21 protein-coding genes are annotated in these 23,646 nt (G+C 65.4%); 13 read left to right on the top strand and 8 right to left on the bottom strand.

Features of this window, described 5'->3' with window-relative positions; translation table 11 throughout:
• Window positions 1-241: 241 nt before the first annotated feature.
• From ftsK to cysG, 6 genes are all read left to right on the top strand, one after another.
• The gene (ftsK, locus tag AC05QJ_RS21505; RefSeq protein WP_476743298.1) at window positions 242-2,647 is read left to right on the top strand and encodes a DNA translocase FtsK; all 2,406 of its coding nucleotides are present in this window, start codon (window positions 242-244) and stop codon (window positions 2,645-2,647) included.
• Window positions 2,648-2,710: 63 nt separating this feature from the next.
• A complete protein-coding gene (gene lolA / locus AC05QJ_RS21500) occupies window positions 2,711-3,334 on the top strand; it encodes an outer membrane lipoprotein periplasmic chaperone LolA (protein WP_476743297.1) in 624 nt (207 codons plus the stop codon).
• Between the two features lie 18 nt (window positions 3,335-3,352).
• Entirely contained in the window at window positions 3,353-4,678 is a 1,326-nt protein-coding gene (locus AC05QJ_RS21495; RefSeq protein ID WP_476743296.1) for a replication-associated recombination protein A, read from the top strand.
• Window positions 4,675-5,049, top strand: a complete 375-nt coding sequence (crcB, locus tag AC05QJ_RS21490; protein WP_476743295.1) for a fluoride efflux transporter CrcB — start codon at window positions 4,675-4,677, stop codon at window positions 5,047-5,049. Before AC05QJ_RS21495 ends, crcB begins: the two co-directional genes overlap by 4 nt.
• A 29-nt stretch (window positions 5,050-5,078) precedes the next feature.
• Entirely contained in the window at window positions 5,079-6,359 is a 1,281-nt protein-coding gene (gene serS, locus AC05QJ_RS21485) for a serine--tRNA ligase (RefSeq protein WP_476743294.1), read from the top strand.
• Window positions 6,360-7,745: a siroheme synthase CysG gene (gene cysG / locus AC05QJ_RS21480; RefSeq protein ID WP_476743293.1), complete on the top strand. Its 1,386-nt coding sequence runs from the start codon at window positions 6,360-6,362 to the stop codon at window positions 7,743-7,745.
• A 119-nt stretch (window positions 7,746-7,864) separates the two neighbouring features.
• Here cysG and AC05QJ_RS21475 read toward each other — a convergent pair whose 3' ends face one another.
• The 7 genes from AC05QJ_RS21475 to AC05QJ_RS21445 all read right to left on the bottom strand — a co-directional run bounded on the left by AC05QJ_RS21475 (window position 7,865) and on the right by AC05QJ_RS21445 (window position 12,783).
• Entirely contained in the window at window positions 7,865-8,833 is a 969-nt protein-coding gene (locus tag AC05QJ_RS21475; protein ID WP_476743292.1) for a glutathione S-transferase family protein, read from the bottom strand.
• A gap of 113 nt (window positions 8,834-8,946) precedes the next feature.
• Window positions 8,947-9,942, bottom strand: coding sequence for a glycosyl transferase family protein (locus tag AC05QJ_RS21470; protein WP_476743291.1), 996 nt, complete (start codon window positions 9,940-9,942; stop codon window positions 8,947-8,949).
• On the bottom strand, window positions 9,939-10,274 hold the full coding sequence (locus AC05QJ_RS21465; protein ID WP_476743290.1) for a TusE/DsrC/DsvC family sulfur relay protein: 336 nt from the start codon (window positions 10,272-10,274) through the stop codon (window positions 9,939-9,941). Before AC05QJ_RS21465 ends, AC05QJ_RS21470 begins: the two co-directional genes overlap by 4 nt.
• On the bottom strand, window positions 10,271-10,561 hold the full coding sequence (gene tusB, locus AC05QJ_RS21460) for a sulfurtransferase complex subunit TusB (protein WP_476743289.1): 291 nt from the start codon (window positions 10,559-10,561) through the stop codon (window positions 10,271-10,273). The genes AC05QJ_RS21465 and tusB overlap by 4 nt, the downstream gene beginning before the upstream one ends.
• A complete protein-coding gene (tusC, locus tag AC05QJ_RS21455; protein WP_476743288.1) occupies window positions 10,561-10,920 on the bottom strand; it encodes a sulfurtransferase complex subunit TusC in 360 nt (119 codons plus the stop codon). The genes tusB and tusC overlap by 1 nt, the downstream gene beginning before the upstream one ends.
• A gap of 1 nt (window position 10,921) precedes the next feature.
• Window positions 10,922-11,314, bottom strand: coding sequence for a sulfurtransferase complex subunit TusD (gene tusD, locus AC05QJ_RS21450; RefSeq protein WP_476743287.1), 393 nt, complete (start codon window positions 11,312-11,314; stop codon window positions 10,922-10,924).
• A gap of 89 nt (window positions 11,315-11,403) precedes the next feature.
• Complete coding sequence (locus AC05QJ_RS21445) at window positions 11,404-12,783, bottom strand: nucleobase:cation symporter-2 family protein (RefSeq protein ID WP_476743286.1); 1,380 nt, start codon at window positions 12,781-12,783, stop codon at window positions 11,404-11,406.
• A 276-nt stretch (window positions 12,784-13,059) separates the two neighbouring features.
• On the opposite strand from AC05QJ_RS21445, the gene atzF reads away from it, so the two are divergent.
• From atzF to AC05QJ_RS21425, 4 genes are all read left to right on the top strand, one after another.
• A complete protein-coding gene (gene atzF / locus AC05QJ_RS21440; RefSeq protein WP_476743285.1) occupies window positions 13,060-14,880 on the top strand; it encodes an allophanate hydrolase in 1,821 nt (606 codons plus the stop codon).
• Between the two features lie 12 nt (window positions 14,881-14,892).
• The gene (uca, locus tag AC05QJ_RS21435) at window positions 14,893-18,519 is read left to right on the top strand and encodes an urea carboxylase (protein ID WP_476743284.1); all 3,627 of its coding nucleotides are present in this window, start codon (window positions 14,893-14,895) and stop codon (window positions 18,517-18,519) included.
• A gap of 12 nt (window positions 18,520-18,531) precedes the next feature.
• Window positions 18,532-19,257 (top strand): GntR family transcriptional regulator, encoded by a 726-nt coding sequence (locus tag AC05QJ_RS21430; RefSeq protein WP_476743283.1) that lies wholly within the window; start codon window positions 18,532-18,534, stop codon window positions 19,255-19,257.
• 158 nt (window positions 19,258-19,415) lie between these two features.
• On the top strand, window positions 19,416-20,207 hold the full coding sequence (locus tag AC05QJ_RS21425; RefSeq protein ID WP_476743282.1) for a hypothetical protein: 792 nt from the start codon (window positions 19,416-19,418) through the stop codon (window positions 20,205-20,207).
• 77 nt (window positions 20,208-20,284) lie between these two features.
• On the opposite strand, the gene AC05QJ_RS21420 is transcribed toward AC05QJ_RS21425, so the two are convergent.
• Window positions 20,285-21,862 (bottom strand): hypothetical protein, encoded by a 1,578-nt coding sequence (locus tag AC05QJ_RS21420; RefSeq protein WP_476743281.1) that lies wholly within the window; start codon window positions 21,860-21,862, stop codon window positions 20,285-20,287.
• A gap of 178 nt (window positions 21,863-22,040) precedes the next feature.
• On the opposite strand from AC05QJ_RS21420, the gene AC05QJ_RS21415 reads away from it, so the two are divergent.
• Genes AC05QJ_RS21415 through arsH form a run of 3 tightly spaced genes read left to right on the top strand, consistent with a single transcriptional unit; the run spans window position 22,041 to window position 23,600 of the window.
• Window positions 22,041-22,397 (top strand): metalloregulator ArsR/SmtB family transcription factor, encoded by a 357-nt coding sequence (locus AC05QJ_RS21415; RefSeq protein WP_476743280.1) that lies wholly within the window; start codon window positions 22,041-22,043, stop codon window positions 22,395-22,397.
• Window positions 22,394-22,864, top strand: a complete 471-nt coding sequence (locus tag AC05QJ_RS21410; RefSeq protein WP_476743279.1) for an arsenate reductase ArsC — start codon at window positions 22,394-22,396, stop codon at window positions 22,862-22,864. The genes AC05QJ_RS21415 and AC05QJ_RS21410 overlap by 4 nt, the downstream gene beginning before the upstream one ends.
• 22 nt (window positions 22,865-22,886) lie before the next feature.
• The gene (gene arsH, locus AC05QJ_RS21405) at window positions 22,887-23,600 is read left to right on the top strand and encodes an arsenical resistance protein ArsH (RefSeq protein WP_476743278.1); all 714 of its coding nucleotides are present in this window, start codon (window positions 22,887-22,889) and stop codon (window positions 23,598-23,600) included.
• Window positions 23,601-23,646: the final 46 nt, after the last annotated feature.

Here is a 23,646-nt window from a genome sequence, read left to right as displayed (position 1 = left end):
CGGTTGCGCAACTTAAGCGGGGGGCAGTTGTCCCAACTACGCAAAAACCCCGCATAAGCCTTTGTCACGAAAGAAAATGCGTGCTCAAATTGTTGGTATTGGAAATTGACCGGCTTTACAGCTCGATCCGCCGAGCCGTGATAGCGATAGGTCGGCAGTAATGTTAAAAGTAGTGATTTGTTGACCGTCCCCCTTGGTCAATCACGGTTGGACGCGCGAACAGCGCAGGAATAGACCAGTTTTGAAGAAAACCACAGCAACACCCAACCCCGAGCCACTCTGGCGCCAGCAGTTGCACTACAGGCTCAAGGAAGGTGCCCTGATCGCCATGGGTGCCTTGTGCCTCTATCTGTGGATGGCATTGCTGACGTACGACCAGTCCGACCCCGGTTTCAGCCACACCAGCAATGTTGAGCAGGTGCAGAACGCGGCTGGCCGTGCCGGCGCCTTCTTCGCCGATATCCTGTTCATGGTGCTGGGCTACTTCGCCTACATCTTCCCGTTGCTGCTGGCGATCAAGACCTGGCAGATCTTCCGCGAGCGCCACCAGCCCTGGCAATGGAGCGGCTGGCTGTTCTCCTGGCGGCTGATCGGCCTGGTGTTTTTGGTGCTGTCCGGCGCCGCGCTGGCGCATATCCATTTCCATTCCGCCCCGAGCCTGCCGGCCTCGGCGGGCGGAGCGCTGGGCGAAAGCCTCGGCGACCTGGCCAAGAACGCCCTGAACGTGCAGGGCAGCACCCTGATGTTCATTGCCCTGTTCCTGTTCGGCCTGACGGTCTTTACCGACCTGTCCTGGTTCAAGGTGATGGACATCACCGGCAAGATCACCCTCGACCTGTTCGAACTGATCCAGGGCGCCGCCAATCGCTGGTGGGCCGCGCGCAACGAACGCAAGCAACTGGTCGCGCAACTGCGCGAGGTCGACGAGCAGGTGCATGAAGTCGTCGCTCCCATCGTTCCCGATCGCCGCGAACAGGTGAAAGCCCGCGAGCGCATCATCGAGCGCGACCAGGCCTTGACCAGGCACGTGGCCGAGCGCGAGCAGCAGGCGCCGCCGGTGATCATGCCAGCCCCGGCCCCCGCTCCCGAGCCGAGCAAGCGCGTGCAGAAAGAGAAGCAGGTGCCGCTGTTCGTCGACAGCGCCGTGGAAGGCACGCTGCCGCCGATCTCCATCCTCGATCCGGCCGAAAAGAAACAGATCAACCGCTCGCCTGAGTCCCTGGCTGCTGTTGGCCACCTGCTGGAAATCAAGCTGAAGGAATTCGGTGTCGAAGTCTCCGTGGACTCGATTCATCCGGGCCCGGTGATCACCCGTTACGAAATCCAGCCAGCGGCCGGCGTGAAAGTCAGTCGCATCGCCAACCTGGCCAAGGACCTGGCGCGTTCCCTGGCGGTGACCAGCGTGCGCGTGGTCGAGGTCATCCCCGGCAAGACCACCGTCGGTATCGAGATTCCCAACGAAGACCGCCAGATCGTGCGCTTCTCCGAAGTGCTGTCGTCGCCCCAGTACGACGAGGCCAAGTCGCCGGTCACCATGGCCCTGGGCCATGACATCGGTGGCAAGCCGGTCATCACCGACCTGGCGAAGATGCCGCACCTGCTGGTGGCCGGTACCACCGGCTCGGGCAAGTCGGTCGGTGTCAACGCCATGATCCTGTCGATCCTGTTCAAGTCGGGCCCCGAAGACGCCAAGCTGATCATGATCGACCCGAAGATGCTCGAACTGTCCATCTACGAAGGCATCCCGCACCTGCTGTGCCCGGTGGTCACCGACATGAAGGACGCCGCCAACGCCCTGCGCTGGAGCGTCGCCGAGATGGAGCGGCGCTACAAGCTGATGGCGGCGATGGGGGTGCGCAACCTGGCGGGCTTCAACCGCAAGATCAAGGATGCCGAGGAAGCCGGCGAGCCGATCTACGATCCGATGTTCCGCCGCGAAAGCATGGACGACGTACCGCCAACCCTGACCACGCTGCCGACCATCGTGGTGATCGTCGACGAATTCGCCGACATGATGATGATCGTCGGCAAGAAGGTCGAAGAACTGATCGCACGGATCGCGCAGAAGGCCCGGGCAGCGGGTATCCACCTGATCCTCGCCACCCAGCGGCCGTCGGTGGACGTGATCACCGGCCTTATCAAGGCCAACATCCCGACCCGCATGGCGTTCCAGGTGTCGAGCAAGATCGACTCGCGGACCATCATCGACCAGGGCGGTGCCGAGCAACTGCTGGGTCACGGTGACATGCTCTACATGCCGCCCGGGACCAGCCTGCCGATCCGTGTCCACGGTGCCTTCGTCTCTGACGACGAGGTCCATCGCGTGGTCGAGGCGTGGAAGCTGCGCGGCGCGCCGGACTACAACGACGACATCCTCAACGGTGTCGAGGAAGGTGGTGGCGGCAGCTTCGATGGCGGTGGTGGCGAAGGCGGCGACGATGCCGAGACCGATGCGCTCTACGACGAAGCCGTACAATTCGTGCTGGAAAGCCGCCGCGCCTCGATTTCGGCGGTGCAGCGCAAGCTGAAGATCGGTTACAACCGCGCCGCGCGGATGATCGAAGCGATGGAAATGGCGGGTGTCGTCACCGCCATGAACACCAACGGCTCCCGTGAAGTCATCGCGCCGGGACCTGCGCGGGATTGACAGCCCCCTTCACCGGCGCTCAGTGATGGGCGCCGGTTCATTCATTCTGCAACGAGGATTGCCATGCGCCTGATTCGCATGTTGTTGGTTTCTGCTCTGAGCCTGTCCAGTGCTGCGGTCTTCGCCGCCGAGCAAGACGTGCAGCGCCTGAGCCAACTGTTGAACCAGTCGAAGACCATCGAGGCCGGTTTCTCCCAGCTGACCCTGGACGCCAGTGGTAGCAGCCTGCAGGAAACCACCGGTAACATGACGGTCCAGCGCCCTGGCCTGTTCTACTGGCACACCGATGCGCCGCAGGAACAAGTGGTGGTGTCCGATGGTGCCAAGGTCACCCTCTGGGACCCGGACCTCGAACAGGCCACCATCAAGAAGCTTGACCAGCGCCTGACCCAGACGCCGGCCCTGTTGCTGTCGGGTGACATTTCCAAGATCAGCGAGAGCTTCGATATCTCCTCCAAGGAGCAGGGCGAAGTCCTGGACTTCGTGCTCAAGCCCAAGACCAGAGACACCCTGTTCGATTCGCTGAGCCTGTCGTTTCGCAAGGGCCTGGTGAACAACATGCGGCTGGTGGACAGCGTCGGGCAGCGTACCGACATCCTGTTCAACAACGTGAAGGTCAACCAGCCGGTGCCCGCCGGCAAGTTCAGGTTCGACGTCCCGAAAGGCGCTGACGTGATTCAAGAGTAAGAGGTCGTACTGCCGTCCATGGACCTGTTTCGAAGTGAACCGGTTGCCCAGCCCCTGGCCGCGCGCATGCGCCCGGCCAACCTGGACGAATACGTCGGCCAGCAGCACCTGCTGGCGCGCGGCAAGCCGCTGCGCGAGGCCCTGGAGCAGGGCGCACTGCATTCGATGATCTTCTGGGGCCCACCCGGGGTCGGCAAGACCACCCTGGCGCGGCTGCTGGCGCAGTTCTGCGAGGCCCACTTCGAAACGGTGTCGGCGGTGCTGGCCGGGGTCAAGGAAATCCGCCAGGCGGTGGAAGTCGCCAAGCAGCAGGCTGCCCAGTACGGACGCCGGACCATTCTCTTCGTCGATGAAGTGCACCGCTTCAACAAGTCCCAGCAGGATGCCTTCCTGCCGTATGTCGAAGACGGCACGCTGATCTTCATCGGCGCCACGACCGAGAACCCGTCGTTCGAGCTGAACAACGCATTGCTGTCGCGGGCGCGGGTCTATGTGCTCAAGAGCCTCGACGAGGAGGCACTGCGTCGGCTGGTGCAGCGCGCGCTCAGTGAAGAGCGCGGTCTGGGCAAGCGGCACCTGAGCATCGGCGACGACGCCTTCAAGATGCTGCTGGCCGCCGCCGATGGCGATGGCCGGCGCCTGCTCAACTTCCTGGAAAACGCCTCGGACCTGGCCGAGGACGGCGGCGAGATCGGCGTCGACCTGCTGCAGAGCCTGCTGGGTGACAGCCGCCGCCGTTTCGACAAGGGCGGCGAAGCGTTCTACGACCAGATTTCCGCCCTGCACAAGTCCATCCGCGGCTCCAACCCGGACGCCGCGCTGTACTGGTTCGCCCGGATGCTCGACGGTGGCTGCGATCCGCTGTACCTGGCGCGCCGGGTAGTACGCATGGCCAGCGAAGATATCGGCAACGCCGATCCGCGCGCCCTGAGCCTGTGCCTGTCGGCCTGGGACGTACAGGAGCGCCTGGGCAGCCCCGAAGGCGAGCTGGCGGTGGCCCAGGCCATTACCTACCTGGCCTGCGCGCCCAAGAGCAATGCCGTGTACATGGGCTTCAAGGCCGCGCTGCGCGAAGCGTCCGAGCATGGTTCGCTGGAAGTGCCGATCCACCTGCGCAACGCGCCGACCAAATTGATGAAGCAACTGGGCTATGGCGAGGAGTACCGCTACGCCCACGACGAGCCGGACGCCTACGCGGCCGGCGAAGACTATTTCCCCGAAGAGCTCGAACCGCGACAGTACTACCAACCGGTTCCGCGGGGCCTTGAACTGAAGATCGGCGAGAAGCTCAGGCACCTGGCCGAGCTGGATCGCACCAGCCCTCGGCAACGGAGAAAACCTTGATCGCACTCGTCGCCGCTGTCAGCGCGGGAGGCATTGCCGGTACCCTGCTGCGTTTCGCCACGTCCAATTGGGTCAACGCGAACTGGCCTCGCCACTTTTATCTCGGTACGCTGGCGGTCAACCTGATCGGCTGCCTGCTGATCGGCCTGCTCTACGGGCTTTTCCTGCATCGCCCGTTCGTGCCGGTCGAGCTGCGCGCCGGCCTGATCGTAGGCTTCCTTGGCGGCCTGACCACCTTTTCGTCTTTTTCACTGGATACCGTGCGCCTGCTCGAAAGCGGCCAGGCGCCGCTGGCGTTCGGCTATGCCGCGATCAGCGTGCTGGGCGGCCTGCTCGCAACCTGGGCTGGCCTGGCGCTCACCCGAATCTGAACCAACACCACACATAACGAGAGAACGATATGCTCGATTCCAAACTGTTACGCGGCCAACTTCAGGAAGTGGCGGACCGCCTGGCCTCCCGTGGCTTCAGCCTGGATGTCGCGCGCATCGAGTCCCTGGAAGAGCGCCGCAAGACGGTGCAGACCCGGACCGAACAACTGCAGGCCGAGCGTAACGCCCGCTCCAAGTCCATCGGCCAGGCCAAGGCCAAGGGCGAGGACATCGCGCCGCTGATGGCCGACGTCGAGCGCATGGCCGGTGAGCTGGCCGCCGGCAAGACCGAGCTGGACCAGATCCAGTCCGAGCTGGACCAGATCCTGCTGACCATCCCCAACCTGCCCGACGCCAGCGTGCCGGTGGGCGAGGATGAAGACGGCAACGTCGAAGTGCGTCGCTGGGGCACCCCGCGCCAGTTCGATTTCCCGATCCAGGACCACGTCGCCCTCGGCGAGCGTGACGGCTACCTGGACTTCGAGACCGCCGCCAAGCTGTCCGGCGCACGCTTCGCCCTGCTGCGCGGCCCGATTGCCCGCCTGCACCGCGCCCTGGCGCAGTTCATGATCAACCTGCACATCAACGAGCACGGTTACGAGGAAGCCTACACCCCGTACCTGGTCCAGGCGCCGGCGCTGCAGGGCACCGGCCAGTTGCCGAAGTTCGAGGAAGACCTGTTCAAGATCTCCCGCGAAGGCGAAGCCGACTTCTACCTGATCCCGACCGCCGAAGTGTCGCTGACCAACATCGTCGCCGGCGAGATCGTCGATGCCAAGGAACTGCCGATCAAGTTCGTCGCCCACACCCCGTGCTTCCGCAGTGAAGCCGGTGCGTCGGGTCGTGACACCCGCGGCATGATCCGCCAGCACCAGTTCGACAAGGTCGAGATGGTCCAGGTGGTCGAGCCGTCGAAGTCCATGGAAGCCCTCGAAGGCCTGACCCATAACGCCGAGCGCGTGCTGCAGGCCCTGGAACTGCCGTACCGCGTACTGGCGCTGTGCACCGGCGACATGGGCTTCAGCGCCGTGAAGACCTACGACCTGGAAGTGTGGGTGCCGAGCCAGGACAAGTACCGCGAGATTTCCTCGTGCTCCAACTGCGGCGACTTCCAGGCCCGCCGCATGCAGGCCCGCTGGCGCAACCCGGAAACCGGCAAGCCGGAGCTGGTCCACACCCTCAACGGTTCCGGCCTGGCGGTTGGCCGTACCCTGGTGGCGGTACTGGAGAACTACCAGCAGGCTGACGGCACCATCCGTGTGCCCGACGTGCTGAAGCCGTACATGGGTGGCCTCGAGGTCATCGGCTAAATGGAGTTTCTGCCGCTGTTCCACAATTTGCGCGGCAGCCAGGTGCTGGTCGTCGGTGGTGGCGAGATTGCCTTGCGCAAGTCTCGCCTGCTGGCCGACGCCGGTGCGCGGTTGCGCGTGGTCGCGCCCGAGATCGAAGGGCAACTGGCCGAGCTGGCTCGGCACAGCGGCGGCCAGCTTCTGGACCGTGGCTATCGGGAAAGCGATCTGGATGACTGCCAACTGATCATCGCCGCCACCGACGACCCGGCGCTCAATGCCCAGGTCTCGGCGGATGCCAAGCGGCGCTGCGTGCCGGTCAATGTCGTGGATGCGCCGGCCTTGTGCTCGGTGATCTTCCCAGCCATCGTCGACCGTTCACCGCTGGTGGTGGCGGTCTCCAGTGGCGGTGATGCCCCGGTGCTGGCGCGGTTGATCCGCGCTCGCCTGGAAACCTGGATTCCCGCCGCCTACGGCGAACTGGCCGGCCTGGCCGCGCGTTTCCGTGACCGGGTCAAGAGCCTCTACCCGGACGTCAACCAGCGTCGTGGTTTCTGGGAAGAAGTGTTCCAGGGCCCGATCGCCGAACGGCAACTGGCCGGGCAGGGCGCCGAGGCCGAGCGCCTGTTGCAGGCCAAGGTGGACGGCAAGCCCGAGCAGACTGCCGGCGAGGTGTACCTGGTCGGTGCCGGGCCGGGCGATCCGGACCTGCTGACCTTCCGTGCCCTGCGCCTGATGCAGCAGGCCGACGTGGTGCTCTACGACCGATTGGTCGCCCCGGCGATTATCGAAATGTGCCGGCGCGATGCCGAGCGCATCTATGTCGGCAAGCGTCGCGCCGATCATGCCGTGCCTCAGGACCAGATCAACCAGCAACTGGTGGACCTGGCCCGTCAGGGCAAGCGTGTGCTGCGGCTCAAGGGTGGCGATCCGTTCATCTTCGGTCGGGGTGGCGAGGAAATCGAGGAACTGGCGGAGCAGGGCATCCCGTTCCAGGTGGTGCCCGGCATCACCGCTGCCAGCGGTTGCTCGGCCTACGCCGGGATTCCGCTGACCCACCGCGACTATGCGCAGTCGGTGCGTTTCGTCACCGGTCACCTCAAGGACGGCACCAGCAACCTGCCCTGGGATGACCTGGTGGCGCCGGCCCAGACCCTGGTGTTCTACATGGGGCTGGTGGGGTTGCCGACCATCTGTGCCGAGCTGATCCGCCATGGCCGTGCCGCCGATACGCCGGCAGCGCTGGTCCAGCAGGGCACCACCAAGAACCAGCGGGTCTTTACCGGCACCCTGGCCGACCTGCCGCAACTGGTGGCGGAGCATGAGGTTCATGCGCCGACACTGGTGATCGTGGGCGAGGTGGTGCAGTTGCGCGACAAGCTGGCCTGGTTCGAAGGCGCTCAGTAAGCGTACGCGGATTTCGTGGGAGCCGGCGTTGCCGGCGATGAGGCAGGCACTGGCAATGATGTTGCCTGGTCTGGCGCATCGCCGGCAACGCCGGCTCCCACGAGCCTCCTGGTCGGTCTTCAGATACCGGGTTTCTCCCAAATTCCCCGCCCAACCAGCCTTTCCCGATCATGCGCCTTGCCAAAGTCCTGCAGCGGCCCCTTCGGCACGATGCCATTGGGATTGATGGTCTTGTGGCTCATGTAGTAATGGCGCTGGATATGTTCCATGTTCACCGTGTCGGCCACGCCCGGCCACTGATACAGCTCCCGCAGCCAGTTCGACAGGTTCGGATAGTCCTCGATGCGTCGCAGGTTGCACTTGAAGTGACCGTGGTACACCGCGTCGAAGCGCACGATGGTGGTGAACAGGCGGATATCCGCTTCGGTCAGGTATTCCCCCGCCAGGTAACGCTGGCCATCCAGTAGTTTTTCCAGGCTGTCCAGCTCGGCGAACAGGGCATCGAAGGCTTCTTCGTAGGCGCTCTGCGAGGTGGCGAAGCCGGCTCGGTAGACGCCGTTGTTCACCGCCGGATAGATGCGCTCGTTGAGCGCGTCGATCTTCGCCCGCAGCGGTTCGGGGTAGAGGTCCAGGCGGTTGCCGGTCAGTTCGTCGAAGTCACTGTTGAAGATGCGGATGATCTGCGACGACTCGTTGTTGACGATGCGCTGCTCCTGCTTGTCCCACAGCACCGGCACGGTGACGCGCCCCGTGTAGCTCGGGTCGTCGCGGGTGTAGCGCTGGTGCAGGAAGTCGAGGCCGTCGAGTTTGTCGCCGGTGGAGCCCTGGCTTTTGTCGAAGGTCCAGCCGTGTTCGCCCATCAGCCAACTGACCACAGAGACGTCGATCAGGCTTTCCAGGCCCTTGAGCTTGCGCAGAATCAGTGTGCGATGTGCCCAGGGACAGGCCAGCGACACATAGAGGTGATAGCGTCCGGCTTCGGGGGCGGGCAGGGCATTGCGGCGTTGGGCGCTTTCACGCTCGAAGGCGCCGTCCTTGCTGCTTTTGTACCACTGGTCATGCCAGCGTCCATCGATCAACAGGCCCATGGTGGGGCTCCTTGGCAATTGGTATAGAAGTTGGAGCCCAGTGTACGGACTTCAGTTCGAACGAATAGCGCAAAGATCCCGGGTGTTTGATCGATGGATTCGATGGATCGCGATCAGGCCAGGCGTGTTGCCCAGTATTCACGAGCCTTGGCGAAGGCGTCGTCCTGGCTGTGACCCAAACCGCGCAGGGCCAGGGCCATGGTCGCGATCACCGCCATTTCGCCGTAGCTGTCGCTGGCCTCGCCGTCCCAGACCCGCAGCAGGTGATCCGGCTCAAGGCTGGCCGGTTTCACATGGCGCTGGGCCGACATCTGCGGCCATTCCTCGTCCCAGTCCGCGCCGCCGGCAGTACCGTAGAGGTGGCTGGTGGCGTCCGGGTTGATCTCGATCTCGCCGCCGTCGCCCTTGACCACGATGGCGGTGTCGCCCAGCAGGCGGCTGGCTTCGCGGTGTACCGCCTGGTAGCCGGGATGGAAGATGCTTTGCAGGCCGCAGCGCGCACCCAGCGGATTGAGGACCCGGGCCAGGGAGTGGATGGGCGAGCGCAGGCCGAGGGTGTTGCGCAGGTCGATCATGCGTTGCAGGCGGGGCGCCCAGTCCTGCAGCGGGAAGAAGGCCAGGTTGTGCTGTTTCAGCGCAGTTTCCACTTCTGCCCAGTTGCGGCACAGCGGGATGCCGACCAGGTCCAGCACCTGTTCGGTGTACAGGCGCCCGGCGGTATGGGCGCCGCCGCCGTGCATCAGGATGCGTACGCCATTGCTCGCCAGGCAGCGCGCCGCCAGCAGGTACCAGGGCAGGTGGCGTTTCTTGCCGGCGTAGCTGGGCCAGTCGATATCCACTGCGATGGGCGGGGCATCCAGGCGTGCGCGCAGGGCTTCGGTGAAGCCGGCCAGCTCTTCCGGGCTTTCTTCCTTGTGCCGCAGGAGCATCAGGAAAGCGCCGAGCTGGGTTTCCTCGACCTTGTCGTCGAGCAGCATGCCCATGGCCTCGCGGGCTTCCTCGCGGGTCAGGCCGCGGGCGCCGCGCTTGCCTTTGCCAAGAATGCGCACGAACTGGGCGAAGGGGTGTTCTTCCGGGGTTTCGGTGACAAGCGGGCGTGGCTGGGTCATATGCAGTTGGTCGGCTTGGGCAGGCCCGCCAGCTTGGCGGCGAGTTTGGCGGGAGTGCCGTTGAACAGGCGGTTGAGGTGCAGGCTGTTGCCCTTTTCCGGGCCGAGCTTGAGGGCCACGTACTTGATCAGCGGGCGGGTGGCAGGCGACAGCTGGTACTCCTCGTAGAACAGGCGCAGCAATTTGAGGATTTCCCAGTGATCGCTAGTAAGCACGAGTGACTCTCGATCAGCCAGAGCCTGGGCGACTTCCTCGGACCAGTCGCACAGGTCGACTAGGTAGCCGTCCTTGTCCAGGCCGATGTCGCGGTCTTTGACGATCAGGATGCTCATAGCCAGCTGTTGACCTTGTCGTAGTTCAGGGACAGCGCGACGAAGGCCGGGTAGTCGACGGCGGATGCCGGACTGTCGGTGATGCCCCGCGCCAGCAGGTCTTCTTCGAGGGCGAACAGCCGCGAGGCGATGGTACTCAAACCGGCCAGCGGTGCGCTGCCCGGTTGCAGGGCGTAGACCGCGTCGCCGCACAGCAGCAGGCCGTCGTCGGGGCCGAGCAGGCGCAGGCAACTGGTCAGGCGGTTGTCGCCGAAGGGTGAGTGGGCAATGACGTGAAGGGTACTCATCAGAGGGTTACCACCTGGTCGAAACGGTCGATCAGTGCCGCCAGGGCGACATCATCCAGCACCTGCACCGGCAGGCTCAGGGTGTCGACGCTCAGGCCGCGCTCGCGCAGGCTGCTGGCGGCGACGAACAGCTCCTCGACACCGAACATCGGCAGGGCCTGGAGGTTGGCCGCGAGGTTTTTCTGTTGCAGCAGCGCCGGTTGCTGATGGGCGGCGAGCTGGAAGACGCCGTCATCGAGAAACAGCAGGCCCAGCGGCAGGTCGAAGGCGCCGCCGGCGAGGGCGATATCCAGCGCTTCACGGGCTGAAGGGCCGCTCCAGGGCGCCTGGCGGCTGATGATCAACAGGGACTTGGACATTTCAATCGCCTCCGAAGCAGACCAGGCGGTCGGCGATCTGCGCAGCTTCATGCAACTGGCCCAGGCCCGACAGTTCCCAGGGCGCCGGCAGGTTCACCGCCGGGCGCTGGTAGCGGTTGGCTTCTTCTTCATTCAATACGCCACGACGCAGGGCGGCGGCAATGCACACCACGGCGTCGAGCTGGTGATCGGTAATGAAGGCGCGCCACTGCGCCGGAATATCGGCTTCGTCCTGGGGCGTGACGATATTGGCCGAGGCGCTGTGCACGCCGTCCTGATAGAAGAACAGCCGGACAATCTCATGCCCGCCGGCCAGGGCTGCCTGGGCGAAGAGCAAGGCCCGGCGCGAGGAGGGCGCGTGGCCGGGGGAAAAAACCGCGATGGCGAACTTCATGGCTGGCTCTGTGGGAAAAAACTGCGGGAATGATAAAACAAAAAGCCCGCAGCAGGCTGCGGGCTTTCGCGGGCGTAGGCAGGCGGGCGTCAGTCGGCGCGCTTGGCTTCCGGCAGGAACCAGTTGAGCACCAGGGCACAGATGCCGCCGGTGGCCACGCCCGATTCCAGCACGTTGCGCAGTGCCGCCGGCATGTGCGCGAGGAACTCCGGCACCTGAGCAACGCCCAGGCCCAGGGCCAGGGAAACGGCGATGATCAGCAGGGCGCGGCGGTCGAGGCTGACGCTGGCGAGGATATTGATGCCGGACGCGGCGACCGCACCGAACATCACCATGGCAGCGCCGCCAAGCACCGGCTCAGGCACGGCCTGGATCACCCCGGCTACCGCCGGGAACAGGCCCAGCAGCACCAGCATCAGGGCGATCCACACGCCAATGTGGCGGCTGGCGATACCGGTCAGCTGAATCACGCCATTGTTCTGGGCGAAGATCGAGCTGGGGAAAGTATTGAACACGCCGGCCAGCAGCGAGTTGGCGCCGTTGACCAGCACCCCGCCCTTGATCCGTTGCATCCACAGCGGGCCTTCCACTGGCTGGCGCGAGACCTTGCTGGTGGCGGTGACGTCACCGATGGCTTCCAGCGACGTGACCAGGTAGATCACCAGCATCGGGATGAACAGCGCCCAGGAGAAGCCGAGGCCGAAATGCAGCGGCACCGGCACCTGGAACAGTGCGGCTTCGTGCATGCCGGTGAAGTCCAGGCGGCCCAGGTAGCCGGCCAGGGCATAGCCGACGGCCAGGGCGATAACGATGGCGCAACTGCGCATCCACACCAGCGGAATGCGGTTGAGCACCACGATGATCGCCAGCACCACGCCAGACAGCAGCAGGTTCTCGCCGTTGGCGAAGGTGCCGTTGCCCATGGCGGCGAAACCGCCGCCCATGCTGATCAGGCCGACCTTGATCAGGGTCAGGCCGATCATCAGCACGACGATGCCGGTCACCAGCGGGGTGATCAGGCGCTTGACGAACGGCAGGATGCGCGAGATGCCCATCTCGACGAACGAGCCGGCGATGACCACGCCGAAGATCGCCGCCATCACCGCTTCCACTGGCGTGCCTTGCTTGACCATCAGCGCGCCGCCGGCGATCAGCGGGCCGACGAAGTTGAAGCTGGTGCCCTGCACGATCAGCAGCCCGGCGCCGAACGGCCCGAAGCGGCGGCACTGGACGAAGGTGGCGATGCCGGAGATGACCAGCGACATCGACACGATCAGGTTGGTGTCGCGGGCCGACACGCCGAGGGCCTGGCAGATCAGCAGGCCGGGGGTGACGATCGGCACGATGATCGCCAGCAGGTGCTGCAGCGCGGCCAGCAGGCCGATCACCAGGCGCGGGCGGTCTTCCAGGCCGAGGACCAGTTCGTTGGCCTGCGCCGGCGTGCCGGGTCCTTGTTCGATTGAGCTCATGGAGGTTGTGCCCCGGGAAAAAAAGGAGCGCATTCTACGGGCGCCGAGCGGTTTGGGGTAGTGCAAGCACAGCCGCTCACTCACCTGTGTGGAAGAGCTTGTTCGCGAAGCAGTCCCGAGAGCACCACAACCAAGCACCCCGCACCACCATGCAGCAGCCCTAGGACTAATCCTACGGCCATTTGTTAGCTAACTGCTTGATATAGATGATATTTGGTCACTTGGCCCGACCCTTGCTCCAACGAATCCAAACTTGGATACAAGATGGAGCACCCGATGCAAGCCCTCTCTCTGCATACTCTCGGCTGGACGCTCGGTGACTGGCAGAACGCCTATCAAGCCGGCGACCTGACCCCGGACGTCCTTTTCGAACTGCTCCAGCAATTGCCGGAAAGCGACCCGGCGTGGATTTCCCGGGTCTCGCCGGAGCAGTTGCGCACGCGCCTCGACGCGTTGGCTGCGCAACGGGCGGCGGTCGATGGCGACCTGGCGAAGCTGCCGCTGTACGGCGTGCCCTTCGCCATCAAGGACAACATCGATGCTGCCGGCTGGCCGACCACCGCCGCCTGCCCGGAGTTTGCCTATGTGGCCAGCGAGGACGCCACGGTGGTGGCCCGCCTGCAGGCCGCTGGAGCGGTGCTGATGGGCAAGACCAACCTCGATCAGTTCGCCACCGGCCTGGTCGGCACCCGCTCGCCCTATGGCGCGGTGCCCAACAGCTTCGATCCGGCGTATGTCAGCGGCGGCTCCAGTTCCGGTTCGGCGTCGGTGGTGGCGCGGGGGCTGGTGGCGTTTTCCCTGGGCACCGACACCGCGGGTTCGGGCCGTGTGCCAGCGGGCTTCAACAATATCGTCGGGCTCAAGCCGACCAAGGGCCTGCTGTCCAACAAGGGCCTGGTGCCGGCCTGTCGCACGCTGGACTGCATTTCGATCTTCGCCCTCACCGTGGCCGATGCCGAGCAGGTGCTGTCCCTGGCCGCCGGTTTCGACCCGCTGGACGCCTATTCGCGACGCAACCCCAACCGCGCTCCGGTGGCGATCGGCAATGCGACACGGCTGGCGGTGCCGGACAGCCTGGAGTTCTTTGGCGACAGCGGCAACCAGGCGGTGTACCTGCGTGCCCTTGAACGCCTGCGCGAGCTGGGTGCGGAACTGGTGACCGTCGATTTCGCACCCTTCCGTGAACTGGCCATGCAGCTGTACCAGGGCCCCTGGGTTGCCGAGCGCACGGTGGCGGTGTCAGGGATGCTGGTGTCGGCACCCGAGGCGATCAACCCGGTGGTGCGCGGCATCGTCGAGAACGGCCTGGGCTTCAGCGCCTGCGATGCCTACAACGCCGAATACCTGCGGGCGCAGTTGAGCCGCGCCATCGAGCAGGCGCTGGAGGGCTTCGACGCCCTGGTGGTGCCGACCTCGCCGACCCTGCGCACGCTGGACGAGATGCAGGCCGAGCCGGTGCTGTTCAACAGCCAGTTCGGCACCTACACCAACTTCACCAACCTTGCTGACCTCAGTGCCCTGGCGCTCCCCGCCGGCCTGCGCGAGGACGGCCTGCCGGCGGGGATCACCCTGATCGCCCCGGCCTGGCACGACCATGCCCTGGCGTCCCTGGGCAAGCGCTGGCAACAGACGCTGGGCTTGCCGCTGGGTGCCACCGGCCGGCCGCTGCCGCCCGCCGCGCCAGCGTCCCAGGCGCCCGGCTGCGTGCGCCTGGCGGTGGTCGGCGCGCACCTTACCGGCATGCCGCTGAACTTCCAGTTGCGCACCCGCGACGCGGTGCTGGTGGAGCAGACCCGGACCTGCGCCGATTACCGCCTCTACGCATTGCCCGGCACCGTACCGCCCAAGCCAGGGCTGGCGCGGACCGCCGGCGGCGACGGCAGCCAGATCATCGTCGAGGTCTGGGACATACCGCTGGCGCGGTTCGGCGAGTTTGTCGCGGAGATTCCACTACCCTTGGGGATCGGCAATGTGCAACTGATCGACGGTCGCTGGGTGAAAGGATTCATCTGCGAAGCCTGGGCGCTGGAAGGTGCCGAGGACATCACTGCCTTTGCCGGCTGGCGGGCTTTTCTCGCCAGCCGCAAACCCGCTTAAGGAGAGAGCGCAATGTTCCACACCGTTCTGATTGCCAATCGTGGCGAAATCGCCGTACGCGCCATTCGTACCCTCAAGAGGCTCGGTATCCGCAGTGTCGCGGTGTACTCCGACGCCGACCGCAACGCCCAGCATGTCCGTGACGCCGACCTGGCCATTGCCCTCGGTGGCGAAAAGGCCGCCGACAGCTACCTGCGCGCCGGGCGCATCCTCGAGGCGGCCCGTGAGTCGGGGGCCCAGGCCATCTATCCCGGCTACGGCTTTCTGTCGGAAAGCGCCGAGTTCGCTGAAGCCTGCGAGGCCGAAGGCATTGCCTTTATCGGCCCCAGCGCCCTGCAGATCCGCGAGTTCGGCCTCAAGCACCGCGCCCGCGAACTGGCGGCGCAGGCCGGTGTGCCGATGGCGCCCGGCACCGGTCTGCTGGGCAGCCTCGACGAGGCGCTGACGGCGGCCCATGCCATCGGCTATCCGGTGATGCTCAAGACCACTGCAGGCGGTGGTGGTATCGGCCTGACCCGCTGCACCGACGCCGAGGCCCTTGCCAGCGCCTACGACAGTGTCAAGCGCATGGGGCAGCAGTTCTTCAGCGATGCCGGGGTATTCCTCGAGCGTTTCGTCGATCAGGCCCGGCATGTCGAGGTGCAGCTTTTCGGCGACGGCCAGGGCAGGGTGGTCGCCCTTGGCGAGCGCGACTGTTCGCTGCAGCGGCGCAATCAGAAAGTGGTGGAGGAAACCCCGGCGCCGAACCTGCCGCAGGCCACCCGCGAGCGCTTGCATGCTGCCGCAGTGAAGCTGGGCGAGTCGGTGGCCTATCGCAGCGCCGGCACCGTCGAGTTCATCTACGATGCCGCCCGCGACGATTTCTACTTTCTCGAGGTCAACACCCGCCTGCAGGTGGAGCACCCGGTGACGGAGATGGTCACCGGCCTGGACCTGATCGAGTGCATGCTGCGGGTTGCCGCTGGCGACGAGCTGGACTGGGACGCCCTGCAACGGCCACCACAAGGGGCGTCCATCGAGGTGCGGCTGTATGCCGAAGACCCGCTCAAGCACTTCCAGCCAAGTCCGGGGGTGCTTACCGAGGTGCATTTCCCCGAGCATGTGCGGGTCGATACCTGGGTCGGCAGCGGCAGTGAAGTGTCGGCCTTCTATGACCCGATGCTGGCCAAGCTGATCGTCCACGGCGCCGACCGCGGCGAGGCCATCGCCCGTCTGCAACAGGCTCTGGACGCTACCCGCCTGCACGGCATCGCCACCAACCTCGATTACCTGCGGGCGGTGGTCGCGGCGCCGTGTTTCCAGCAAGGGCAGGTGTGGACCCGGCTGCTGGACAGCTTCGCCTATCAGCCGCAGGCCATCGAAGTGCTCGAACCGGGCACCTGGTCCAGCGTGCAGGATTTTCCGGGCCGCCTCGGCTACTGGGACGTCGGCGTACCGCCGTCGGGCCCGATGGACGACTTCGCTTTCCGCCTGGCCAACCGGATCGTCGGCAACCATGAAAGCGCGGCGGGCCTTGAGTTCACCCTGCAAGGGCCGACCCTGCGCTTTCACAGCGACAGTGTGATTGCCCTGGCCGGCGCCGATTGCCCGGCCACCCTCGACGGCGAGGCGGTGGCGTACTGGGCGCCGGTGGCGGTCAAGGCCGGGCAGGTGCTTGCCCTGGGCCGTGCCACCCGCGGCTGTCGCACCTACCTGGCGGTGCGCAACGGCCTGGACGTGCCGGTTTACCTGGGCAGCCGTTCGACTTTCGTGCTCGGTCAGTTCGGCGGTCATGCCGGGCGCACGCTTCGGCCCGGCGACATTCTCGCTGTCTCGCGACCGGAGCTGGCGGCCTGTTCCACGCCGGCACCGGTCAGCCCACCCCAGGCGCTGGATGCCAGCCTGATCCCCAGCTACGGCCAGACCTGGAACATCGGCGTGCTCTACGGCCCCCACGGTGCGCCGGACTTCTTCACCGAGGGCGCCATCGAGGAATTCTTCTCCGCCGAGTGGGAGGTGCACTACAACTCCAACCGCCTCGGCGTGCGCCTGTCCGGCCCCAAGCCGCGCTGGGCCCGGCCCGACGGCGGCGAGGCGGGGCTGCATCCGTCCAATGTGCACGACTGCGAATACGCCATTGGCGCCATCAACTTCACCGGCGATTTCCCGGTGATCCTGACCAAGGACGGCCCCAGCCTCGGCGGCTTCGTCTGCCCGGTGACCATCGCCAAGGCCGAATTGTGGAAGGTCGGCCAGGTCAAGCCCGGCGACAAGTTGCGCTTCCACCCCATCAGCTTCAAGCAGGCGCAGAGCCTGGAGCAGGCGCAACTGGGGAGCATCGAGGCGCTGGCGGCGATTTCCGCCGTGACCCTGCCGGTGCCGAGCCTGCGGCCGGACCGCACGGTGTCCGCCACAGTGCTCGCCGAACTGCCGGCCAATGACACGCGTCCACGCGTGACTTATCGCCAGGCCGGCGACGCCTATGTGCTGGTGGAATATGGCGACAACGTGCTCGACCTGGCCCTGCGCCTGCGGGTCCACCTGCTGATGGAAGCGCTCAAGACCAGCCCTGTTCCTGGCCTTGAAGAACTGGCGCCGGGCGTGCGCTCGCTGCAACTGCGCTACAACAGCCGCGTGCTGCACCAGTCGGCACTGATCGAGCACCTGCTGCGGCTGGAGACACAACTGGCGGAGGTCGACCGACTGAAAATCCCCACCCGCGTGATCCACCTGCCCATGGCCTTCGAGGACAGCGCCACCCTCGGTGCCGTGCAGCGCTACAGCGAAACCGTGCGCAGCGAGGCCCCGTGGCTGCCGAACAACGTCGACTTCATCCAGCGCACCAACGGCCTGGCCCGCCGCGAAGATGTGCGCGACATCCTGTTCGACGCCAGCTACCTGGTGCTCGGCCTGGGCGATGTCTACCTGGACGCCCCCTGCGCAGTGCCGCTCGACCCGCGCCATCGTCTGCTCAGTTCCAAGTACAACCCGGCCCGGACCTTCACCGCCGAAGGCACGGTGGGCATTGGCGGCATGTACCTGTGCATCTACGGCATGGACTCGCCTGGCGGCTACCAACTGGTGGGGCGGACCCTGCCGATCTGGAACCGCTTCTGCCGCAACCCGCAATTCAAGGATGACCAGCCCTGGTTGTTGCAGTTCTTCGACCAGGTGCGTTTCTACCCGGTCACCGAGGCGGAGCTTGACGATTTCCGCGAGGCGTTCCGCGAAGGGCGGGCGTCGATCCGCATCGAGGAAGAGGTGTTCGATTTCGCTGAATACCGGCACTTCCTTGAGGCCAACGAAGCCGATATCGCCGCGTTCCAGGCCCGACAGAAGCAGGCTTTCGATGCCGAGGTCATGCGCTGGCGCGACACCGACGAAGCGTTGGCGGCCGACGCGGTACAGCCCCGTGAAGAGCCGGACGACTATGGCGATGCCCACGTGGTCAGCGCCGAAATGTGCGGCAGCGTGTGGAAGATCCTCGTGCAGCCGGGTGAGTCGGTGGAAGCCGGAGCGCCGTTGATGGTGGTCGAGGCGATGAAAATGGAGCTTGCGGTATTCGCCCCGGTCAGTGGTACGGTGCGCGCCGTGCGCTGCCAGCCCGGCAAGGCAGTGGTGCCGGGCGATGCCCTGATGTTGCTGGACCCCGTGGCCTGAGGAGTTTCGATCATGTTGCCCACCCCTGAAAAAAAGGCCGCCCGCGAGCGGCCGGAGAACCTCGCCGAGGGCATCTATCAGCAGCTCAAGGAGGACATCTTCGAGTTCCGCCTGCTGCCGGGCGACCGCTTCAGCGAGGGCGATGTTGCCAAGCGCCTGGCGGTCAGCCGCACGCCGGTGCGCCAGGCGCTCTACCACCTGGAGCGCGAGGGCTACCTGGAGGTGCACTTTCGCAGCGGCTGGCAGGTGCGTGCCTTTGACTTTGCCCGCTTCGAGGAGCTGTACGACCTGCGTATCGTTCTTGAACTGGCGGCGGTGCGCCACCTGTGCGCCGCCCAGGTCGAGCTGGCCGAGCACCTGGCGCATCTGGCGCGTATCTGGCTGGTGAGCGAAGACCAGCGCCTGGACGACGGGCGCACGGTGTCGAAGCTGGACGAGGAGTTCCACTGTGCGCTGGTGGCGGCTACCGGCAACCGGGAAATGGCGCGGGTGCACCGGGAGGTGACGGAGCAGATCCGCATCATCCGGCGCCTGGACTTCACCCAGTCGCCGCGGGTTGCGGCGACCTACGAGGAGCACGGCGACATTCTCGACGCCATCCTCCAGCGCCGCGCCGAACAGGCATGTCAACTGCTCAAGGCCCATATCGACGTGAGCAAGGCCGAGGTACGCAAGATCACCTTGCACATGCTCCACAGTGCGCGGCAGCGGCTGGCGATCAAAGTGGTGGAGGGCTGAGGGACCGCCGGGGCCGCACGGCGGCCCCGGTTGTCGTCGCGCCTGGACACCGACGGTTTTTCCGTCCGCTGGAGCAGCGGGTCGATCGGGTGATGGCCGGGCGCTATTACTGTGCTTAAATCTCCCTCTTCCAGCCTTGAGCATCCATTGGAGTCGCTATGCCTGCGTTATCAGATCTGAACTGGAATATCGTACGCGCTACTTCCCCTATTCTTCGTCTGGAGGCGAACCCCGGGCTGCCCGATGTCCGCAAGAAGCTCGACCTGATCGCTCAGGCACTGCGCCAATACAACCTTCTCGACAATGCCGCGGTGGTGAACGTCGCCACGCGGCTGGGGCTCAATATCGGCGTGGCGACCTGGGCGATCCTGACGCCACCGGTCGAGCGCAACAACCGCTACGAGGCGGACATCAGCCAGGACTTCCTGGTCAACGGCCAGTACTACGCGGGTTTCGAGCGCAAGGTAACCATTCATTGCAGCCTCCGCCATCTCAAGGACAACTACTACATCGCCTACAACGACGCGACGGCGCCGGGGGCGGTGCTCAACACCATCGCCTACTGCTCGACCGCGGATTTCGAGGCGGGTATGGCCGAGTTCGCGCAGAAAATCTGTGACCGGCTCAATGCCCCTGTCGCGCCGGGGGCGTTTCTCTACAGCACGCTACCGGTCTATGTGCCCACCGTCGGGCCGCGCTTCGAATCCGATAGCGGCGCCGGGACTTCCTGTCACAGCTACGCGGTCGCCACGCCTGGCAGCGCCGTTACGCTCAACGCTGCGGATCACGCATCGTTCAAGATCGTCTTGCGCGGGGTCTATTCGCCGGAGTATGGCGCTGCGGCGAAGAACCAGGCGCGTACGGAGTGGGCGAGGATCAGTGCCCTGCCGGATATTCAGGCCATCGTTCCCCACTATGAGCGGGCAATGTTCGACAAGGCGCTCGCCTAGGCGCTGGACGAAAGACCTCCGGGCCCGCCCACGCGTATGCCGCAGGGGCGGGCCGGTTGACGCGGCCCGGCCCGGACTCAGTGGCGGATCTGCGACGGGCTGGATTGCAACAGCCACTGGCTGCGGCGGTTTTCCAATTGCGCCTCGAGGATCGACAGGCCCTTGTCCTTGACGGATTTGCGGTCGCGCTCGAACACGTCGTTGAGGTAGCTGACCAGGTTGCGCGACTCGGACACCGAGCGCGGTGTGCTCACGTCGTCGGTCACCTCGGCGTTGACATAGGTCCGAACCCGCTCGCTCTGGCTGGCTTCCTGCCTGACGCTGGCGTCGATCAGCTTGTTCTTGCTCCAGGCCAGGTGAGTGCTGCTGCTGGCCTGGTCGCTGATCTCGTGATAGCGGTAGTTCTGCGACTGGTAGTCACGGCCCAGGGCCAGCGCGACCTGCGGGTTGAGGCTCTCGTGGTAGGCGGCGTTCAGCGAGGCTTGCTGCTTCTGTTCCACCGAGCGGTTGGTCTGGGCGCTGCCGCGCACGGTGGTGGCCTGGGACACCTGGTAATCGAAGCGATCGGTCTCGGCCGGCAGCAGCGGGTTGACCGATCTGGCGGTCTGGCTGATGGAGGCGGTGAAGTCGGCCAGGCCGCTGAGCAGCACGCGATCCTTCTCGCCCAGCACCGCCACGCGGTCGGTGGTCCTGCCGCCGCCGTCGGCGCTGTTGAGCTGGGTGAAGGCATCCTTGAACAGGCTCACCAGGTCCTTGTCGGCCTTGCCGCGGCGTTGTGCGGCATCGAACTGGGTCAGGTAGTTGTCGATCGCCGCCTGGCGCTGGGCGCCGCTGCCCAGCAGCGTGGCGTCGCGGGTGTCGAGGTTCAGCTTCACGTTGCCGGACGGGCCATTCAATTCGAGGCTGCGGGCGTTGTCGTCGAGGTTCAGGTCGAAACTCATCTGTTCGCCGCTGGAGGTGTCGAGGCGGGCGCTCATCTGCAGCGAACTGAACAGCGCGGGGTCGAGCTTGACCAGTGCACCCAGTTCCAGTTTTGGCGGCTCCTGGGTCAGGCCGTCGATGGCCTTCTGGAAGCTGTCGGTGAGCGAAGCCAGGCCTTTGAGTTCGTTGGTCGACAGTTCGCCGCCTTCCACCTCGGCGCTGACCGCCAGGCCGTCCTCGTTGCTGGCCAGCGTGAGGTTGACCGTGGCGCCGGAAAGGGTGGTCAGGCTCAGCTTCACGCTGCTGCCCGGTTCCTGGAGCAGACGGTCGCCTTGCACCTTCAGTGCCTCGGCGCTGGGTTCGGTGCTGTCGGAGTAGGCAAACGCCGACTGCGAAACCGACTGGCCGCCGTTGGCCACCAGTTGCTCCAGCAACGCCGCGCCGATGCCCTGGAAGCGACTGTTGAGCGAAGAGGACTGCACGCCGCTCAGCAGGCTGACGCTGAGCTTGTCCAGGCCGTCCTGTTGCAGCGCGTAGCGGACCTGGGCACCCAGCACGCCACGGGACGAATAGGTGTGGCCGTCTTCGTTGCTGGTGGTCTGGCCAAGGCTGACGGTGGTGCTGGGAATGGTTGCGACCTGCTCCACGGCGGTGATGCTGGCAGTGCTGGCCGTGGTCGACTGTGGCGCGGTGTAGACAGGCGAAATGCGCAATCCTGCGATGCTCGGGCTCATGCTCGGTATCCGTAGTTTCCGTACTGGTGCCCGCTGTATCGGCGGCTCGGACGTGAGCTTGAAGAGGATCTGCGGGAAGGTGCCGGGATTCAATATATGGTTTACCGGATATGCTCCGAAGCGTATATTCGTTTTTCCAGATATTCAGGCCGCCCAGCGCGGCCCTTCGGATGGAACCATGCCGGAAATCCTCACACCCCTCATTGTCTTCAAGTGCCTGGCCGATGACACCCGGGCCCGCATGACCCTGCTGCTGGCCCGCCAGGGCGAGCTGTGCGTCTGCGAGCTTACCTGCGCGCTGGACCTCGCCCAGCCGAAGATCTCCCGCCACCTGGCGCAACTGCGTGAGGCCGGAATCCTTGCGGATCGCCGCCAGGGCCAGTGGGTCTATTACCGTCTGCATCCGCAGTTGCCGGCCTGGGTGAGCAACATGCTCAGTGACGTCGCCCGTGCCAGCCAGGACTGGCTCGATGCCGATTTGCAGCGCCTGGCGGCTTCGGACCTGCGACTCGGTCAGGCTGGGTGCGCGTCATGAACCTGCTCTTCATGTGCACCCACAACAGTTGCCGCAGCATCCTGTCGGAAGCCGTGTTCAATCACCTTGCCCCCGCCGGCCTGCGGGCCGTGAGCTCCGGCAGTTTCCCCAGCGGCACCGTCAACGCCCGCGCCCTGCTGACCCTGGAGGCCGCTGGCATCAGCACCGAGGGACTGGCGAGCAAAGCCTCGCAGGCGTTCGAACAGGCGCCGCCCGACATTGTCATCACCGTGTGCGACCGCGCTGCCGGCGAAGCCTGCCCGCTGTTCTTCGGGCCTGCTCTCAAGGCCCACTGGGGGCTGGCTGACCCGTCGGCGTTGAGTGGCAGCGAGGCGGAGATCGAGGCGGCGTTCCAGGTCACGCTGGCTACCATCGAGCGCCGGGTGCGGGCCTTTCTTTCCCTGCCGCTGGCGCGCATGGACGCGACCGAACTCAGTGCGGCGCTGATCCGCATCGGCACCCTCTGATTCCACTGCCAAGGAGACCGTCATGAGCGACAACCTGCCCAACGTCCATCCGCAACTGCTCGAAGTGCCCGCACTGGAGTGTCTCGAACCCGCTGCGCCGTCTACCCACAAACCGCGCATCCTGCTGCTCTATGGCTCGACCCGCGAACGCTCCTTCAGCCGCCTGCTGGTGCAGGAGGCCGAGCGGCTGCTGCTGCAGTTCGGCGCTGAGACGCGGATATTCGATCCCTCCGGGCTGCCCCTGCCGGACGACGCTCCGGACAGCCATCCCAAGGTGCTGGAACTGCGGGAGCTGATGCAGTGGTCCGAGGGCCAGGTCTGGTGCTCGCCCGAGCGCCATGGCGCCATGAGCGCGGTGTTCAAGGCGCAGATCGACTGGGTGCCGCTGGCCATGGGGGCGATCCGCCCGACCCAGGGCAAGACCCTCGCGGTGCTGCAGGTGTGCGGCGGCTCGCAGTCGTTCAACGTGGTCAATCAGTTGCGGGTGCTGGGCCGCTGGATGCGCATGTTCACCATCCCCAACCAGTCGTCGGTGCCGAAGGCGTTCCTGGAGTTCGATGAGGCCGGGCGGATGAAACCGTCGTCGTTCTACGACCGGCTGGTGGACGTGATGGAGGAACTGATGAAGTTCACGCTGCTGTTGCGCGATCGCCAGGATTACCTGGTAGACCGCTACTCCGAGCGCAAGGAGTCGGCCGAGGCACTGTCGCAGCGGGTCAGTCAGCGTTCGATCTGACGGGATATACTCGGCGTCTTTTTCCAGACCCACCGAGAGACCCGCC

This window comes from Pseudomonas sp. TUM25319, from assembly GCF_056388475.1.
This window is presented reverse-complemented; position numbering and strand designations above follow the sequence as displayed.